The 17,152-nt window shown below is 72.7% G+C and carries 13 protein-coding genes; 3 read left to right on the top strand and 10 right to left on the bottom strand.

The window, feature by feature from the left end; genetic code table 11:
- Positions 1–116 precede the first annotated feature (116 nt).
- Together Pta02_RS21995 and Pta02_RS21990 are read left to right on the top strand one after the other, a co-directional pair.
- A complete protein-coding gene (locus Pta02_RS21995; RefSeq protein ID WP_203876780.1) occupies positions 117–2,336 on the top strand; it encodes an MMPL family transporter in 2,220 nt (739 codons plus the stop codon).
- 43 nt (positions 2,337–2,379) lie between these two features.
- Entirely contained in the window at positions 2,380–3,960 is a 1,581-nt protein-coding gene (locus Pta02_RS21990) for a serine/threonine-protein kinase (RefSeq protein WP_203876779.1), read from the top strand.
- 107 nt (positions 3,961–4,067) lie between these two features.
- Here the strand turns inward: Pta02_RS21990 and Pta02_RS21985 are convergent, their stop codons facing one another.
- The 3 genes from Pta02_RS21985 to Pta02_RS21975 are packed head-to-tail and all read right to left on the bottom strand — an operon-like array spanning position 4,068 to position 5,999.
- Positions 4,068–4,994 carry an RluA family pseudouridine synthase gene (locus tag Pta02_RS21985; protein ID WP_203876778.1) on the bottom strand — a complete coding sequence of 309 codons (927 nt, stop codon included), beginning with the start codon at positions 4,992–4,994 and terminating at the stop codon, positions 4,068–4,070.
- Positions 4,987–5,616, bottom strand: coding sequence for a signal peptidase II (locus Pta02_RS21980; RefSeq protein WP_307837488.1), 630 nt, complete (start codon positions 5,614–5,616; stop codon positions 4,987–4,989). Before Pta02_RS21980 ends, Pta02_RS21985 begins: the two co-directional genes overlap by 8 nt.
- Entirely contained in the window at positions 5,580–5,999 is a 420-nt protein-coding gene (locus Pta02_RS21975; RefSeq protein WP_203876777.1) for a TraR/DksA family transcriptional regulator, read from the bottom strand. Before Pta02_RS21975 ends, Pta02_RS21980 begins: the two co-directional genes overlap by 37 nt.
- Before the next feature lie 472 nt (positions 6,000–6,471).
- On the opposite strand from Pta02_RS21975, the gene ileS reads away from it, so the two are divergent.
- Positions 6,472–9,639 carry an isoleucine--tRNA ligase gene (gene ileS / locus Pta02_RS21970; protein WP_203876776.1) on the top strand — a complete coding sequence of 1,056 codons (3,168 nt, stop codon included), beginning with the start codon at positions 6,472–6,474 and terminating at the stop codon, positions 9,637–9,639.
- A gap of 203 nt (positions 9,640–9,842) precedes the next feature.
- On the opposite strand, the gene Pta02_RS21965 is transcribed toward ileS, so the two are convergent.
- From Pta02_RS21965 to Pta02_RS41340, 7 genes are all read right to left on the bottom strand, one after another.
- Positions 9,843–11,738 (bottom strand): hypothetical protein, encoded by a 1,896-nt coding sequence (locus Pta02_RS21965; RefSeq protein WP_203876775.1) that lies wholly within the window; start codon positions 11,736–11,738, stop codon positions 9,843–9,845.
- 43 nt (positions 11,739–11,781) lie between these two features.
- The gene (locus tag Pta02_RS21960; protein ID WP_203876774.1) at positions 11,782–12,651 is read right to left on the bottom strand and encodes a DivIVA domain-containing protein; all 870 of its coding nucleotides are present in this window, start codon (positions 12,649–12,651) and stop codon (positions 11,782–11,784) included.
- Between the two features lie 49 nt (positions 12,652–12,700).
- A complete protein-coding gene (locus Pta02_RS21955; RefSeq protein WP_203876773.1) occupies positions 12,701–12,994 on the bottom strand; it encodes a YggT family protein in 294 nt (97 codons plus the stop codon).
- Positions 12,995–13,073: 79 nt separating this feature from the next.
- Positions 13,074–13,577, bottom strand: a complete 504-nt coding sequence (locus tag Pta02_RS21950) for a cell division protein SepF (RefSeq protein ID WP_203876772.1) — start codon at positions 13,575–13,577, stop codon at positions 13,074–13,076.
- Between the two features lie 121 nt (positions 13,578–13,698).
- On the bottom strand, positions 13,699–14,403 hold the full coding sequence (locus Pta02_RS21945; protein WP_203876771.1) for a YggS family pyridoxal phosphate-dependent enzyme: 705 nt from the start codon (positions 14,401–14,403) through the stop codon (positions 13,699–13,701).
- 90 nt (positions 14,404–14,493) lie between these two features.
- Positions 14,494–15,912, bottom strand: coding sequence for a cell division protein FtsZ (gene ftsZ, locus Pta02_RS21940; protein WP_203876770.1), 1,419 nt, complete (start codon positions 15,910–15,912; stop codon positions 14,494–14,496).
- A 246-nt stretch (positions 15,913–16,158) separates the two neighbouring features.
- Positions 16,159–16,812, bottom strand: coding sequence for a cell division protein FtsQ/DivIB (locus tag Pta02_RS41340; protein ID WP_239131136.1), 654 nt, complete (start codon positions 16,810–16,812; stop codon positions 16,159–16,161).
- Positions 16,813–17,152 lie beyond the last annotated feature (340 nt).

The raw sequence follows: 17,152 nt of genomic DNA, 5'->3' as shown, positions 1-17,152 counted from the left end.
CCAGTCTCCCCTGTCCGATCTTGAAAAGCTCTGGGAGAACTCTGTGAAGCCCGCCTCCCACAGATCTCTGAGAGCCGTCACACGGCCGCTGAAGATCGCTTTGCTGCACTGGCGGCATGCAGAGACTCTCGTTCTTCGTACTGCGGCGCGGGCGGACGGTCATGGTGCTGGCCGTACTGGCCTTCCTGGCGGGCCTGGCCGCGACACCGCTGGCGATCCAGCGGCTCTCCGAGGAGTACGCCCACCCCGGGATGCCCGCCTTCGACGCCAACCGGGAGATCGTCAGGATCTACGGCAACGGCGGTCACCAGCGGCCGTTCGTCCCGGTCGTGGTCCTGCCCGGCGGCATGCGGGCGCAGGAGCACCGGGAGGTGATCGGGAAAGCGTTCGCGGCCGTCGCGGAGCGGCTGCCCGGGGCCCGGGTGGTCTCCTACGCCGGGACCGGCGACCCGCGGCTCGTCGGCTCCGACGGCCGCACCACCTTCGGCCTGGTCTTCCCGGGCACCTACTCCGACGGCAGCCCGCCGGGCGGCGGCCTGGGCGAGGTCCCCGACGAGAGCCCGGTGATCAAGGCCGCGATGGCCCCCGTCCTGCCGCCGGGCAGCGTCGTCCACGTCACCGGCCTGGACACCCTGGCTCCGAGCGTGGACGCCGGCGGCGTGGACGTCCCCGCCAAGATCGGTATCGGCGTGGCCGCCGCGGTGGCCGTGCTGCTGGTGGTCTTCCGCTCGGCCCTGGCGCTCGTGCCGATCCTCGTCTCCGTCCTGGCGACCTTCGTGTCCTTCATCGTGATCCTGCTGCTGACGCTGGTGACGACCGTGCACGACGTGGCGCTGACCACCATGCCGCTGCTGGGCCTGGGCATCGCCGTCGACTACTCGCTGCTGCTGGTGGCCCGCTGGCGGGAGGAGCAGGCAGGCGGGCACCGCGGCGAGGAGGCCGTGCACCGGGCGATGCGGGGGGCCGGGCGCGCGGTGCTGTTCAGCGGCGCCGCGGTCGCGACCGGGCTGATGACCATGGTGGTGCTGCCGGTGCCGTTCCTGCGCAGCCTCGGCCTGGCCGGGATGGTCATCGCGGCGGTGAGCGTGGCCGTCACGCTGACCGTGCTGCCGGTCCTGCTCGCCCTCACCGGCCGGCGCCTGGAGCGCGGGCGCGGCGCCGCGGCGGCCCCGCCGTACCGCCGGGAGGCCCGGGCCGGGCGCGTCTGGTCGTCGTGGGCACGCGGGGTGGTACGGCTGCGCCGCCCGGCCGCGCTGCTGACCGGCGGCCTGCTGGTCGCGCTGAGCGCCGTCGCGCTGGAGGCCGACCTGGGCCTGCCGGAGAGCGGTCACCTGCGCACGTCGGGCCCGGGGTACGAGGGGCTGAGCGCGCTGCGCCGGGCGGAGGTCCCGGCCGGTTCCATCACCCCCTTCGACGTCCTGGTCGTGGGCGATCCGGCGCGGGCCGTCGCGCGGATCGGGGGCGTCGAGGGCGTGTCCGCCGTGCTGGCGCCGGACGACCCGTCCTGGCGGCGCGGCGACACCGCGGTCGTCACCGTGCTGCCGGTCGCGGAGAGCGGCACCGACGCCGGGCAGGAGACCGTCACCCGGGTCAGGCGGGCCGCCGGGGCGGAGGCCGGGGCCGGCGGCGCGGAGATCAGGGTCGGCGGCGCCGCGGCGCAGAGCATGGACTTCCGCGAGCACGCCTACGGAGCCCTGCCGTGGATGCTCGCGCTGATCGCGCTGGTCACGTTCGTGATGCTGGCGCGGGCCTTCCGCTCCCTGCTGCTGCCGCTCAAGGCGATCGCCCTCAACCTGCTCTCGCTGGGCGCGGTGGTCGGGGCGATGGTGCTGCTGTGGCAGTACGGCTGGGGCACCCGGGAACTGCTCGGCATCCAGCCGACCGGTTCGATCGGCGAGTTCGTCCCGTTGACGATCTTCGCCTTCCTGTACGGCCTCAGCATGGACTACGAGGTGTTCATCCTGGCCAGGATGCGCGAGGAGTACGACAGGTCGGGCGAGACCGTCCACGCGGTGGTGGAGGGCGTGGGCCGTACCGGGCGCCTGGTCACCTCGGCCGCACTGATCCTGTTCGTCTCCTTCGCCGCGCTGGCCATGACGCCCGAGCTGGATGTGAAGGTGTTCGCCAGCGGCCTGGCGCTGGGCATCCTGCTGGACGCCACCCTCATCCGCGGCGTCCTCGTCCCGGCGACGGTCGCGATGATGGGCCGGTGGAACTGGTGGCTGCCCGCCTGGGCGGCCCGGCCGCTGCGGGTGGAGCCCTCGCTCCCCCGGCGGGAGGGGGCGCCCGCGGCGGTACGGACCTCCCGGGAAGCGGAGCCGCGGCAGATAGCCTGACTGGTCCGGATTACCCGGAACGATCCGGGGTAGCCGGATTCGCATGTCCGATTCTCAGGAGCTCATCGGTGACCGGTACCGGCTGCTGGAGCACATCGGCCAAGGGGGCATGGGCACGGTCTGGAGGGCGCGGGACGAGGTCCTGGGCCGCCAGGTGGCGGTCAAGGAGGTCATCCCCTCCCCCGACCTGACCGGCCCCGAACGCGAGGTCTTCACCGTCCGCACGCTCCGGGAGGCCCGCGCGGCCGGGCGGATCGGCCACCCGGGCGTGGCGACGGTCTACGACGTGATCGAGGAGCGCGGGCGGCCGTGGATCGTCATGCAGCTCGTGGACTCGCGCACGCTCGGCGCCGTGATCAGGGAGGACGGGCCGCTGCCGCCCGTCCAGGTGGCCCGTATCGGACTCGACGTCCTGGGGGCGCTGGTCGCCGCGCACCGCGTGGGCGTGCTGCACCGTGACGTCAAGCCGGACAACGTGCTGCTGGCCACCGACGGCAGGGCGGTGCTGACCGACTTCGGCATCGCGGTGCTGGAGGGCGACTCCTCGGTGACCAGGACCGGCGCGCTCATCGGCACCCCGGCCTTCATCGCGCCCGAGCGCGCGATGGGCGGGCCCGCGCAGTTCGCCTCCGACCTGTGGTCGCTCGGCGTGACGCTGTACATGGTGGTCGAGGGACACTCCCCCTTCCAGCGCGCCCACCCGCTGGCCACGCTCTCCGCGGTCATGCACGAGGCCCCGGGCCCGCTGCGGCTGGCCGGGCCGCTGGGGCCGGTGATCCACGGGCTGCTGCGCAAGGATCCCGCGCATCGGATGTCCACCCAGGAGGTGCAGACGCACCTGGCGGCGATCGTGGCCGGGACCGCCCCGGAGCCCACCATGCCGGTGGACGTGGCCGCCCCGCCACCCGCCGCGGTCGCGGGAGCACCGCTCCCGCCACGGGACACGGCGCCCGCGGCCGCGGCCGCGGCGGTCGTCGCGCCCGCCCTCGCCGACGGGGGGACGCCGCCCGGCGTCCCGGCCCCCGGTCCGCTGGCGGCCGCCTCCGGCCCCGACCCGTGGTCGGCCTCCGGCGGTCCCGGCTCCCGCCGCCGCTCCATGCTGACCGCAGCGACGGCCGCCGCCCTGGCGATCGCCCTGAGCGCGGGCGGGATGGCCTGGATCACCTCCAAGTCCTCCGGCACCGATCCGGCCAAGCCGCCCACCTCGGTGAGCAGCGTCCCCGCGACCGAGGACGAGGCGCCGGGCGAGCCCGAGTCGACGGAGCTGACCGGCGGCACCGATCCGGAGCCCGCCGACACCCGTCCCTCCGCCTCTCCCACCCGGGACGACCGCGGCGAGAACGCCCCCACCGGCAAGCCGTCGGACAAGCCCTCCCAGAAGCCGAAGCCCTCGCAGGAGGACCCCGGCGGCTCGGACGGCTCCTCCGACGCGCCGGAGGACGACTCCGGCGGTTCGGAGCAGGAGTCCGACCCGGGTTCGGGCGACGACTCCCCCGGCCAGGTCAACCCCGGCAGCGGGGTGAACGCCCTGAGCCCCGGCGCCGCCAAGGGCAAGAAGGCCAAGCCCGCCAAGGCGGTCAAGGCCCTGACCAAGGGCAAGGGCAAGGGGAAGGGCAAGGGGTGAGTCCCTCCCGGGCTCATCGGCCCGGGGCCGCCGGCGCCCGCCGCACGGACGGCCCGCGCTGAGCGCCGTACGGGTCGCTGCCCCGGGCGGGACGCGCGGGCGCCGCCTCAGTCGCCTCTGACGGCCTTCAGGGCGTGCGCCAGGTCGGCGGGATAGTCGGTGGTGAAGGAGACCCACTCACCCGTGGACGGGTGCTCGAAGGCCAGCGAGACGGCGTGCAGCCACTGGCGGGTCACCCCCAGGCGCGAGGCCAGCGTCGGGTCGGCGCCGTACAGCATGTCGCCGACGCACGGGTGGCGCAGCGCCGACATGTGGACCCGGATCTGGTGGGTCCTGCCGGTCTCCAGCTTGATGTCCAGCAGCGACGCCGCACGGAAGGCCTCGATCGTGTCGTAGTGGGTGACCGAGGGCTTGCCCCCGGCCACGACCGCGAACCGGCCGTCCCCGAAGGGGTGGCGGTCGATCGGCGCGTCCACGGTGCCGCGCAGCGGGTCGGGGTGGCCCTGGACCAGCGCGTGGTAGCGCTTGTCCACGGTGCGTTCCTTGAAGGCCCGCTTCAGGTGGGAGTAGGCGTGCTCGCTCTTGGCCACGACCATCGCGCCGGTGGTGTTGGCGTCCAGCCGGTGCACGATGCCCTGACGCTCGGCGGCGCCGCTGGTGGCCACCCGGTGCCCGGCGCCCAGCAGGCCGCCGATCACGGTGGACCCGGTCCAGCCGGTGGTGGGGTGGGCGGCCACGCCGACGGGCTTGTTGACGACCACGATGTCGTCGTCCTCGTAGACGATCGCCATCCCGGGGATCGGCTCGGCCACCGGCATGGGCGCGGTGGGCGGGGGCGGCAGGACGACGTCCAGCCACTCGCCGCCCTGCACCCGGTCGGACTTGGCGGCGGGTGAGCCGTCCACCAGCACGTCGCCGGAGGCGATCAGTTCGGCGGCGCGGGTGCGGGACAGTCCGAACAGGCGTGACAGCGCGGCGTCGAGGCGCTCACCCTCCAGCCCGTTGGGAACCGGCAGGCTCCGTCGCTCAGCCATCGCTCTCGCGCCCCTTCCGGTCCTTGTGCTCCTTCTGCCCGGTGTCGTGCGTTCCGTCGATCTGGTAGCCCCGCCAGGCCAGCAGGACGGCGAGGATCCCCCCGCAGACGATCGAGGCGTCGGCGACGTTCCAGACCGGGAAGTGGCCGGGGAAGGTCTCGATGAAGTCGACCACGTGCCCCTGGAACGGCGAGGGCCGCCCGAAGCCCGAGGGCCAGCGGAAGACGCGGTCGGTCAGGTTGCCCAGCGCCCCGCCCAGCAGCAGGCCCAGCGTGATCGCCCACGGCAGGCTCCGCAGGTTGCGCGCCGTGCGCAGGATCGCGATCACCACCCCGGCCGCCACGAACGTGAAGACGATCGTCATCCCGGCGCCGATGCTGAACGCGGCCCCGGAGTTGAAGATCACCCTGAACTGCAGGAACCCGGGGATGAGGACCAGCGGATCGCGGTCCTCCAGCGTCTGCAACACGATCGTCTTCGTGACCAGGTCGAGCACGTAGACGATCGGGACGATCGTCGCCAGCACGGCGATCCGCCGCGCCGGGAGCGGGGCGGCCGGGGCCTCCCCGCCCTCCGCCTCACCGCTCAGCGGCGCTCCTCCCGCTGCTTGCAGGCCACGCACAGCGTCGCCCTCGGGAACGCCTGCAGGCGCTCCTTGCCGATCGGCTGGTGGCACGATTCGCACACTCCGTAGGTCCCCGCGTCGATCCGGGCGATCGCTCGCTCATTCTGCGCGACCAAGTCGCGCGCATTCAGAGTAAGGGCGATCTCGCGTTCGCGTTGATAGGTCCTGGCCCCGGCGTCGGCCTGGTCGTCGCCGGCGCCGTCGGTGACGTCGTTGGAGGCGATCTCCGACTCCGCCCTGGCGATCTCGGCGGTGAGCTCCCCGATCTCCGCGGACAGCCGCTCGCGGACCTCCGCCAGCTCCTCCGCCGTCCAGATTACGGTGGGACCGTTCTGTGCCGGCACTACCGCGCTCTTATCTGCGCGTACGGTCGTGGCCATGTCGGCCTCCTCACTCGATCGGACCCCTACCCGGGCGGTAAACGGTGCGGGCAGCTTAGGTCGCCGATAACAAAACGGCAAACGCCACACCGGTCTGTTTACTAATCCCGTACTATCCCCTCTCTTTCATCTCATTCCGTCCGACGCCCCGATATCGGGAAGCCTCCGGCGCCGTGTGTGCGTTATCGTTTGAGTTCGCAAGGCGTTGATGGGGACGAGTACCTCCGATCCCCCTCGCAGGAGCGACCCGGGGACGGTGCGAGCCCGGGGCGGGGCCCGGAGAGAAGATCACCCCTGAGCCGCCGGAAGAACGGCCGGGAATCCAACGGAATCCAGCGGCCCAGTAGACCCGGCAGCGACCGAGAAGGAAGAGGGCCTCCGCCGTGCGGGGGTCAAGGAGGGTGGTACCGCGGGGCCGCGAGGTCTCGTCCCTCCACGCCAGTGCCCGTGCCAGCGTGGAGGTTCCGTCCCGATGTCCGCCCGTTTCCGACCCCTTCCCGCACAGGTCGACCTGCCCGCGATCGAGCACGAGGTGCTCGAGCGCTGGAGGGACGCCAAGGTCTTCGAGCGCTCGGTTGAGCAGAACGCCGGCGGTCCCACCTGGGTCTTCTACGAGGGCCCGCCCACGGCCAACGGCATGCCCGGCGTCCACCACGTCGAGGCCCGCGTCTTCAAGGACGTCTTCCCCCGCTACAAGTCCATGCAGGGCTACAGCGTGCCCCGCAAGGCCGGCTGGGACTGCCACGGCCTGCCCGTCGAGGTCGGGATCGAGAAAGAGCTCGGCCTGTCGGGCAAGAAGGACATCGAGGCGTACGGCATCGCCGAGTTCAACGCCCGGTGCCGCGAGTCGGTGCTGCGGCACGTGGACGCCTTCGAAGAGATGACCGAGCGGATGGGCTACTGGATCGACCTGTCCCAGGCCTACCGCACGATGGACCCCTCCTACGTCGAGTCCGTCTGGTGGTCGCTCAAGACGATCTTCGACAAGGGCCTGCTGTTCCGCGACTTCCGGATCACCCCGTACTGCCCGCGCTGCGGCACCGGCCTGTCCGACCACGAGCTGGGCCAGCCCGGCGGCTACGAGACCGTCTCCAGCCCGTCGGTCTACGTCCGCATGCCCGTCGTCTCCGGCCCGCTGGCCGAGCTGGGCGCCTCCCTGCTGATCTGGACCACCACGCCCTGGACGCTGGTGTCCAACACGGCGGTGGCCGTGCACCCCGAGGTGACCTACGTCGCGGCGCGCCCGGCCGGGTCCGAGGAGGTGCTGGTCGTGGCCGCGCCGCTGCTGCACGCCGCGCTGGGCGAGGACGCCGAGGTGCTGGCCACCTTCCAGGGCGCCGAGCTGGAGCACACCGCCTACCGCAGGCCGTTCGAGCTGGTCGACATCCCCGGCGCGCACTACGTGGTGCTCGGCGACTACGTCACCACCGAGGACGGCACCGGCCTGGTCCACCAGGCGCCCGCCTTCGGCGCCGACGACATGACGACCTGCAAGCGCTACGGCCTGCCGGTGGTCAACCCGATCGGCCCGGACGGCCGCTTCCTGGAGAGCGTCCCGATGGTCGGCGGGCAGTTCTTCAAGGACGCCGACGAGGGCCTGACCGCGGACCTGCGCGAGCGCGGCCTGCTGTACCGGGGCAGCCACTTCGAGCACAGCTACCCGCACTGCTGGCGCTGTCACACCGCGCTGCTGTACTACGCCCTGCCCGCCTGGTACATCCGCACCACCGCGATCAAGGACCAGCTCCTCGCCGAGAACGAGAAGACCAGCTGGTATCCCGAGACGATCAAGTGGGGCCGCTTCGGCGAGTGGCTGCGCAACAACGTCGACTGGTCGCTGTCGCGCTCCCGCTACTGGGGCACCCCGCTCCCGCTGTGGGTCTGCTCCGCCGACGAGTCGCACATCACCTGCGTCGGCTCGCTGGCCGAGCTGAGCGAGCTGTCCGGCCAGGACGTCTCCGGGCTCGACCCGCACCGGCCCTACGTCGACGACGTCGCGCTGCCCTGCCCCTCCTGCGGGGCCGAGGCGCGCCGCGTGCCCGACGTGATCGACGCCTGGTACGACTCGGGTTCGATGCCGTTCGCCCAGTGGGGCGCGCCGTACCAGAACGGCGAGATGCTCCAGAAGGCCTACCCGGCGCAGTTCATCTGCGAGGCCACCGACCAGACCCGCGGCTGGTTCTACTCGCTCATGGCGGTCGGCACGCTGGTCTTCGGCCGCTCCTCCTACGAGAACGTGCTGTGCCTGGGCCTGATCCTGGCCGAGGACGGCCGCAAGATGAGCAAGCACCTGGGCAACGTGCTGCAGCCGATGCCGCTGATGGACCAGCACGGCGCCGACGCCCTGCGCTGGTTCATGGCCTGCTCCGGCTCGCCCTGGGCGGCCCGCCGGGTCGGTCACGCGGCCCTGGAGGAGATCGTCCGCAAGGTCCTGCTGACCTACTGGAACACCGTCTCGTTCTTCACGCTGTACGCCGGCGCCGAGTCCTGGGGCCCGTCCATGCTCGGCCAGGCCCCGGCGTACGGCGAGCGCCCGCTGATCGACCGCTGGGCGCTGGCCGAGCTGCACCGGACGGTGGCCGAGGTCACCGCCTCGATGGACGAGTTCGACACCGCCCGGGTGGGACGGCGCCTGGCCGAGTTCCTCGACGACCTGTCCAACTGGTACGTGCGGCGCTCCCGCCGCCGGTTCTGGTCGGGCGACGTCTCGGCCTTCGCCACCCTGTACGAGTGCCTGGAGACCGTCACCCGCCTGATGGCGCCGGTGGTGCCGTTCACCACCGACTACGTCTGGGACGTGCTCCGCGGGGACGACAGCCCCGTCTCGGTCCACCTGACCGGCTGGCCGGAGACGAACTCCGCCCTGCTGGACCCGGCGCTGTCGGAGCAGATGGCGCTGGTGCGCCGCCTGGTGGAGCTGGGCCGCTCGGCCCGCGCCTCCAGCGGGGTCAAGACCCGCCAGCCGCTCGGCCGCGCCCTGGTCGGCGCCCCCGGCTGGGCCGGGCTCTCCGCCGAGCTGCGCGAGCTGATCGCCGACGAGCTCAACGTCCAGGCTCTGGAGGACCTGTCGGGCTTCTCGGCCGACCTGGTCTCCTTCACGGTCAAGCCCAACTTCCGGGCGCTGGGCAAGCGGTTCGGGTCGCAGACGAAGCTGGTGGCCGCCGCCGTGTCCGCCGCCGACCCCGGTGAGCTGGCCCGCACCCTGCGGAGCGGGTCGCCGGTCTCGCTGGAGGCGGGCGAGCTGGGCACGGTCGAGCTGACCGCCGAGGACGTGATCGTCACCGAGCAGCCGAAGTCCGGCTGGGCGGTGGAGACCGGGGCCGTCGACACCGGCACCGGCGAGACGGTCGCCCTCGACCTGGCCATCACCGACGAGCTGCGCCGGGCGGGCCTGATCCGCGACGTGATCAGGCTGGTCCAGGAGGCCCGCAAGTCCACGGGCCTGTCCATCACCGACCGGATCGACCTGTGGTGGTCCACCGCCGACGCCGACCTGGCCGAGGCCCTGCGCACCCAGGGCGGCACCGTGGCCGACGAGGTCCTCGCCCAGTCCGTCACCGAGGGGACCGCCGAGGACGTCCCGTCCCACCAGGACCCCGACCTCGGCCTCACCTTCCAGCTCCGCCGTACCACCGCCTGACCCCACCGGCGAAGGGCCCCGGAGGAATCTCTCCCCGGGGCCCTTCCTCATCTGCACGGCAGGACCCCCACGCCGTGGACGACGACCGGGGTGCCGCCCCGCACAGACCGAGCCGTTCTCGCGCCGACAGGGCACACCACCTCACGCCGGTACGGCGGGACGGGGTACGGCGAGGCCCGGCGCCGTGGGCGGCGGGCGGCCGGTCAGGGGGTGGTGCCCTCGCAGACCGAGCAGCTGCTCAGGCCGGCTTCTTCGGCCTCGGCCCGGGACATGGTCTCGATGCCGCCGTCGTCCACGCCCTTGATGAGGGGGCAGGCGGAGCTGTGGAAGCGGCGGGTGCCCGCGATGACCTTCACCGTGTCCGGGGAGGGCTCGGCCGGGACGGCGGGGATCCCCTCGGGGGAGGTGTGCGCCTCGTCCTGCGGCGGCTCGGCGGGCTTGACGACCGGAATGCCCTCGGGCGGGGTGTCCGTGTCGTCCTCGGCCAGGGTCTCGGCGAGCGTCTCCTCCCGGGCGGGAGAAGCCTGCTCGGAAACCTCCGGTGCGGAAGCGGGACTCCGCCGGGGAGCCTCCTCCTCGGCGGGGGACGCCTCGGCCGCCGCCGGGGCGTCCGTGGTCCCAGAGGTGGGGCCGACCGGCACCGGCTGCCCGGCGCGCCCGGGCACGATCCCGGTCGGCCCCACCGGCTCGGTGGGGTCTTGCTGATCTTCTGAGGTGACTTCCGCCGCCGTGCGTTCCCGCGCGGCGGGGCTCTCCGGCTCCACGGCCGGCTCGGCGGTCGCGGGCTCGGCCGGGTCCGTGGAGTCCTCAGCGGCCGGGGCCGCCTCGGGCTCCGGCGTCACCGCGGGTTCCGGCGTGGCCGGCGGCTGCGGTGCGGACGCCGGGGGCGGTACGAGGTCCCGGCTGAACCAGCTGGTGGCCCCGGGGTCCTCCGTGGCCGGTGCGGGTGACGACGCGGGCGTCTGGACCGGGAACGACGGGGAGGCGGAGGGGCTCGCCGGCTCCTGGGAGCGCGGCGGCTCCTTCGGGGTCTCGTCCGCCGATTCGGGTCTGTGGACGTACGGCCGGGCGACCGGTGTCTCGGGCTCCGGGGCGTCGGGCGACGCGGAACCCTGCGTGGCGGGCGTGAACGCCCAGGAGCCGGGCTGCGACTGCTCGGAGGCGCCGGCGCCGGAGGTCCCGGACGGCTGGGGAGGGGGTACGGCACCGGCCTGCTGAGAGGAGGTGACCGCCTCGGACGGCGCGGGGGTCTGGGCGCCGGGGCGCCGGGCGGCCGGGGTGACGGGCCCGTACGGGGGACTGAACCGGGCGGTGGCCTCGTGGGCGGCCGGTTCGGCGGTGGCGGAGCCGGGCTCCCCGAAGGTCTGGGGCCGGGACTCGGCGGGACCGGACTCCCCGGGGACCTGCCGGAGTTCGGCAGCGGTGGAACCGGGCTCCCCGAAGGCCTGGGAGCGGGACTCGGCGGGGCCGGGCTCACGGACGCCCTGGGGCCGGGCGGGCTCCTGGGCGCGGACGGGGGTGTCCTGGGCCCCGGCGGTGAACTCGGGCAGGCAGGTGGTGCAGGGCGTGAAGCCCTCCTCACGCGCCTCCTCGTGGGTGAGCTCCTCGTGCTCCCTGCCGGCCAGCTGTCGGCACCCGGCGACGTGGTAACGCCTGCGGCCGGGGATCACCAGCACGATCGCGTCGGCGTCCAGGACGCCCTGCCGCGTGGCGGAGGCCGGTCCGGCCGCCGGGACGGGACGTGGTCCGGTCGCCGCGGACGGCGTGCGTCCCACGGCGGGGACCGTCTGCCCCATGCCGGGCGGAGCCGGCACGGGCGGACCCCCCGGTGCGCGGTGCTGGTGGGAGGCCGCCATGTGCGGCGCGGGCATCGGCCCGGCCGTCGCCGGTCCCCCGTAGGGGAGCGGCGGAGCCGTCCCGGCGCTGCTTTTGCCGGGGAACAGCTCATGGCGTCGCAACAACGCCCCGATCACCAGGAAGACCGCGGACAGGACACTGACCGCGATCGACCACATGACCAGAAAGGGCTTGGCCAGCACGACCCCCGCGATGAGCAGGACGACGGCCGTCAGGACCAAACCAGCGCTGATGAGGATCACAGAGGAACTCCTGGGTACGGGTCAAACAGGAATGACCCGGACCTTAGCGGCGGTCGTTGTGCGGACCGTCGGCACCCTGGAAGGCTCCGGGGTGCTGCGGCTCTCCGCCGAACGGGTTGGCGGGACCGCCCTGCAGGGGCTGCTGCGCTCCGGGCGCGGCGGCGTGGGACATGGCCGGAGGCCCGCCCACCGGGCCGCCCACGATCGGGAAGCCTCCGCTGCCCTCGGCGGCCACGTTGAGCTCGGCCAGCTGGTTCTCCAGGTAGAGCTTGAGGCGGCTGCGGTACTCCCGCTCGAAGGAGCGCAGCTCCTCGACCTTGCGCTCGAGCTCGTCGCGGTTCTGCACCAGCGAGCCCATGGCCTGGCGGTGGCGCTCCTGCGCGTCGCGCTCCAGCGTCTCGGCGCGGGCGCGGGCGTCGCCGATGACCTGCTCGGCCTGGCGGCGGGCCTTGCCGAGGATGTCGTCGGCCTCGCGGCGGGCGCGGGTCACCGTCTCGTCCGCCTCCCGGCGGGCGTCGGCGATCGCCTGGTCGGCCGTCTGCTGGGCCAGGGCGAGCACGCGGGCCGCGGTGTCCATGTTGTCCTCGGCCGGGGGCATGCCCATGCCGACGGGGACGGGCTGCTGCTGCACCGGCTCCGGGGCCCGCATCGGCTCCGGCTGCGGGGGCATCATCATCTCGGGCTTGGGCTCGGTGACGGGCGCCGGCGCCATGGCCATGCCCATCCCGCCGGGCACCTTGCCCCGCATGCACTCCGCCAGTTTGGCGCGGAGCTCCTCATTCTCCTGAATGAGACGGTCCAGCTCGGACTCGACCTCGTCGAGGAAGGCGTCGACCTCCTCTTCGTCGTAGCCCGGCCTGAGCCTGGTCGTACTGAACTGCTTGTTCCGCACGTCAGCGGGTGTCAGCGGCATTTCGGTCTCCTTGGCGCGCTTGGAGTCTGTCCGGAGGGACGGTACCCGATCAACTAGGTTGAAGCGCGGACACGAGTTGGATCAAGACCAAGACCACAATGAAGAGCACTGTGAAGCTTAGGTCAAAGGCAACCGTACCCAACCGGAGTGGCGGAATGAAACGGCGGAGGAACTTGAGAGGTGGGTCGGTGACCGTGTATATGGCCTCCGCCAGGACCAGGACGACCCCCGTGGGGCGCCACTGGCGTGCGAACGCCTGAACCGTCTCAAAGATCATCCTGCCGATCAGCAGAACGAGGTACAGGGACAGGACAAAGACCAGGATCCCGCTAACGATCTCCACGCTGTCGCCCTGCCTCCGTCCCGGTCCGCCTTCCCCGGAAGGACGGGGTGAGCTTCGACTCGATGTGCATAGTGGCACTCTAACTCTGGTTGAAGAACCCGCGTTCCGCGATTCTGGCCTTGTCCTCGGCGGTCACCTCGACATTGGCAGGGGACAACAGGAACACCTTGTTGGTAACACGTTCGATGCTCCCGTGTAGGCCAAAGACCAGACCTGCCGCGAAATCGACAAGTCTCTTGGCGTCGCTGTCGACCATCTCGGTCAGATTCATGATGACCGGAGTGCCGTCCCGGAAGTGCTCGCCGATCGTCCGCGCCTCGTTGTAGGTGCGCGGGTGGAGGGTGGTGATGCGCGCCAGATCGGTCGTACGGCGCTCCAGGACGGCCGTCGCGGGCCTGGGCGCCGGGACCCCGGCGTCGGTGTCCTCCTCGCGGTCGTGGACCGTGCCAGGCCGCTCGTCGTTCCCACGCCGCGAGTCGTCGAACTCGTCGTACTCGTCGTCGGAGTAGGCGTCGTATCTCTCGTAGCGGTCGTCCTCGACAAGACCGAGGTAGACCGCCATCTTGCGCATCGCGCCGGCCATCGCTACTTCTTCCTCCGCCTTACTCCGATTGGCTCGGGGTGGCAGCCTTCCCCCCTTGCAGCCCACCGCCGATCGACCACTGTCCGGGACACGTGAACGCCAAGGCCCACTTGAAGGGACATTACCTGACTAAGGGCTTGCGACGACCGAGCAACGCCGTACCGACCCGCAGGTGTGTCGCGCCGTTGGCCACCGCCTCGGCCATGTCGCCGCTCATCCCCGCCGAGATGATCCCGGCGCCGGGGTGGGCGGCGCGCACCGACTCGGCGATGTCCCGCAGGCGTGCGAACGCCCTGGCGGGATCCTCGCCCAGCGGCGCCACGGCCATCACCCCGCCCAGCCGGAGCCCGGGGGCGCCGGCCACGACGTCGGCCACGGCCGCCGTATCCGCCTGCCGGGCGCCGCCCCGCCCGGGGTCGTCGTCCAGCGCGACCTGCACCAGGCAGGTGACCTCGCGCCCCGCCCTGACCGCCTCCCGGCTGAGCGCCTCGACCAGGCGCGGGCGGTCCACCGAGTGCACGACATCGGCGTAGCCGACCACGGAACGGGCCTTGTTGGTCTGCAACTGCCCGACGAAGTGCCAGGTGAGGCCGAGATCCGCGCACTCGTGCGCCTTGACCGCGGCCTCCTGGTCGCGGTTCTCGCCCACGTGCCGGATCCCGAGATCGGCCAGGATCCGCACGTCGGAGGCCGGATAGGTCTTGGTCACCGCGACGAGGGTCACCTCCTCGCGGGCACGGCCGGCCGCCCGGCACGCCTCGGCGATGCTCGCCTCGACTTCGGCCAGAGCGGCCGCGATCTGGTCCCGTCGCTTCTCTTCCGTCACGTCTCCGCCGCTCGAATGCAGACAAACAGGCGGAAACCATTGTGACGCCCACGACAGACCGGGTCGGCACCCGCCCCGCCGTGAGCAATATCACTTCAGGAAGTCCGGTACGTCCAGCTCTTCCTCCTGCTCCTCGAAGATCACCCGGGTCCTGCGGCCGGGGTCGGGGAGCCGTGCGGGGATCGGGGTCGGCTGCGGCGGCTCGGGCGTGGGCCGCGGGATAGACACCGGCGGGGCCGCGGGCTCCTCGGCACGCTGCGGCTCCGGCTGCTGCTCCACCGGCGGGGCCGGCTGCGGCTGCGGGACGGGCTGGGGCTCGGCCTGCGGAGCGGGCGCGGACGTCATCGGAGTGACCGGAGGAGGCGGCGGGGTGACCGGAGGGGGCGGCGGCGCGACCGTGCGCACCGGCGGGGGCGCGGCGGCCTGCGCGGTCCTCGGCTCGGGCCGGACCTCGCTCTTCACCGTCGGGGTCGACGGGCGGGCCGCCACCGGGGGCGGGGTCGCCGGGCGGGCGGTCTGCGGGCGGGCGGCCGCCTGCGGGGCGGCGGCCTTGCTGCCCGCGGGCGGGTCGTCGAACCCGGCCGCGATCACCGTGACCCGCACCTCGTCGCCGAGGGCGTCGTCGATGACCGTACCGAAGATGATGTTGGCGTCCGGCGCCGCCGCGTTGGAGACGAGCTGGGCCGCCTCGTTGATCTCGAACAGGCCGAGGTCGGAACCGCCGGCGATCGACAGCAGCACGCCGTGGGCGCCGTCGATGCTGGCCTCCAGCAGCGGGCTGGAGACCGCCATCTCCGCCGCCGCGACCGAGCGGTCGTCGCCGCGGGCGTGACCGATGCCCATCAGCGCCGAGCCCGCGTCGGACATGACCGACTTCACGTCGGCGAAGTCGAGGTTGATCAGACCCGGGGTGGTGATGAGGTCCGTGATGCCCTGGACACCGGAGAGCAGCACCTGGTCGGCCGCCTTGAAGGCGTCCAGCACGCTCACCTGGCGGTCGGAGATCGACAGCAGCCGGTCGTTCGGGATCACGATGAGGGTGTCGACCTCCGCGCGCAGCGTCTCGATGCCGGCCTCGGCCTGCATCGCCCTGCGGCGGCCCTCGAAGCTGAAGGGCCGGGTCACCACGCCGATGGTCAGGGCGCCCAGGGACCGTGCGATGTTCGCCACCACCGGGGCGCCGCCGGTGCCCGTGCCACCGCCCTCCCCGGCCGTCACGAACACCATGTCGGCGCCCTTGATGACCTCTTCGATCTCCTCGCGGTGATCCTCAGCCGCCTTGCGGCCGACCTCGGGGTTGGCCCCCGCGCCGAGACCGCGGGTGAGCTCGCGCCCGACATCCAGCTTGACGTCGGCGTCACTCATGAGCAGCGCCTGGGCGTCGGTGTTGATGGCGATGAACTCGACGCCCTTGAGTCCCTCCTCGATCATCCGGTTGACGGCGTTGACTCCGCCTCCGCCGATTCCTACAACCTTGATGACCGCGAGGTAGTTCTGCGGTGCTGCCACGACGAGGGGCCTTTCCGCTCGTTGACTTGCAATTTCATGCGGCACGGGGTCGTGCCGTCGTTTTCTCAACCCTCAACCTCAAGTTGAGATTTAGATTTATGTCAACCTGAGGATTGATACGGACAGTAGGAGCTACGCTCCGGGCGGGTCAACTAACCGCGCCGCAAGTGCGCCCGGCGTGTCGCAGCCTGTCCTTTTCGCCAGAGGTCCCGCGTGGGCGCCCGCAGGGCGCCGCGGAAGCCGCGCTCACCGCACCGTCACAACGTCCGGCGAGCTCACATCATAGGTGTCCGCGGGGCGTTTCAGCAGCGTAGTGAGGATTCTGGCCTTGTCGGCGGGGCGGTCGCGCCCGCCCCACAGCACCGAGCGGCCGTCGCGCAGGCGCAGCGAGACCGTCTCGGCGGTGGGCGCGATCACCTCCGCGACCCGGGCGGCCAGTTCCGGCGGCAGCGCGTCGACCACGGCCAGCGCCGCCGTCGAGGCGGGATCGCCCGGCCGGCTCAGTCGCAGCACCGGCAGGGCCGGCGGCGTGACCGCCCTGATCTCGGTCACCACGCCGTACCGGTCGACCAGCGCGACCTTGCCGCCCACCGGCATCACCGCTATCGGCTCCCGCTCGACGACCGCGATCTCCAGCGTGCCGGGCCAGCCGCGGCCGACCCGTACCGACTCGATCTGCCGGATCGCGGCGACCCGGTCGCGCACCTCGGCGACGTCCACGGTGGCCAGGGGCGTGCCGTCGGCGACGCCCGCCGCCTGCCGGATCTGCGGGGCGGGGACGTCCACGTTGCCCACCACCCGGATCTCCCGGACACCGAGCACCGGGGAGACGAAGACCAGCCAGGCGGCGGTGCCCACGACCCCCACGGTCAGCAGCGCCAGGAAGGCGGTGCGCCACACCCCGCCACCGCGCCGCGCGGCCCGCCCGGCGGACCGCCGGCCGGCATCGCGCCCCGCAGACCCGGAGGTGTCACTCCCCGAGGCTCCGGCGGCATCGCGCCCCGCGGTCTCAAAAGCGTCGCGCCCCGCAGACCCGGAAGCCTCACGCCCTGCAGCCTCAGAAACGTCGCGCCCCGCAGACCCGGAAGCCTCACGCCCCACGGCCCCGGAGGTGTCACGTCCCGGGGCTCCGGCGGCGTCGCGCCTTAGAGGCCCGGAGCCGTCCTCCTCCCGGTCCGGGGACCGCGGGCCGCCCTTCCCCCGTCCGGGGGCCCGGAGACCGCGGTCCCGCGTCGACGCG

The organism is Paraplanobispora takensis (assembly GCF_016863195.1).
GTDB lineage: Bacteria > Actinomycetota > Actinomycetes > Streptosporangiales > Streptosporangiaceae > Planobispora > Planobispora takensis.
Note: the sequence above shows the minus strand (reverse complement) of the source record. Positions and strands in the feature narration are given on the sequence as shown.

Coding starts and splice junctions, on each gene's coding strand:
- Pta02_RS21960 (WP_203876774.1), bottom strand. CDS start 12,651: ATGCCGCTGACACCCGCTGACGTGCGGAACAAGCAGTTCAGTACGACC.
- Pta02_RS21990 (WP_203876779.1), top strand. CDS start 2,380: ATGTCCGATTCTCAGGAGCTCATCGGTGACCGGTACCGGCTGCTGGAG.
- ileS (WP_203876776.1), top strand. CDS start 6,472: ATGTCCGCCCGTTTCCGACCCCTTCCCGCACAGGTCGACCTGCCCGCG.
- Pta02_RS21985 (WP_203876778.1), bottom strand. CDS start 4,994: ATGGCTGAGCGACGGAGCCTGCCGGTTCCCAACGGGCTGGAGGGTGAG.
- Pta02_RS21995 (WP_203876780.1), top strand. CDS start 117: ATGCAGAGACTCTCGTTCTTCGTACTGCGGCGCGGGCGGACGGTCATG.
- Pta02_RS21975 (WP_203876777.1), bottom strand. CDS start 5,999: ATGGCCACGACCGTACGCGCAGATAAGAGCGCGGTAGTGCCGGCACAG.
- Pta02_RS21950 (WP_203876772.1), bottom strand. CDS start 13,577: ATGGCCGGCGCGATGCGCAAGATGGCGGTCTACCTCGGTCTTGTCGAG.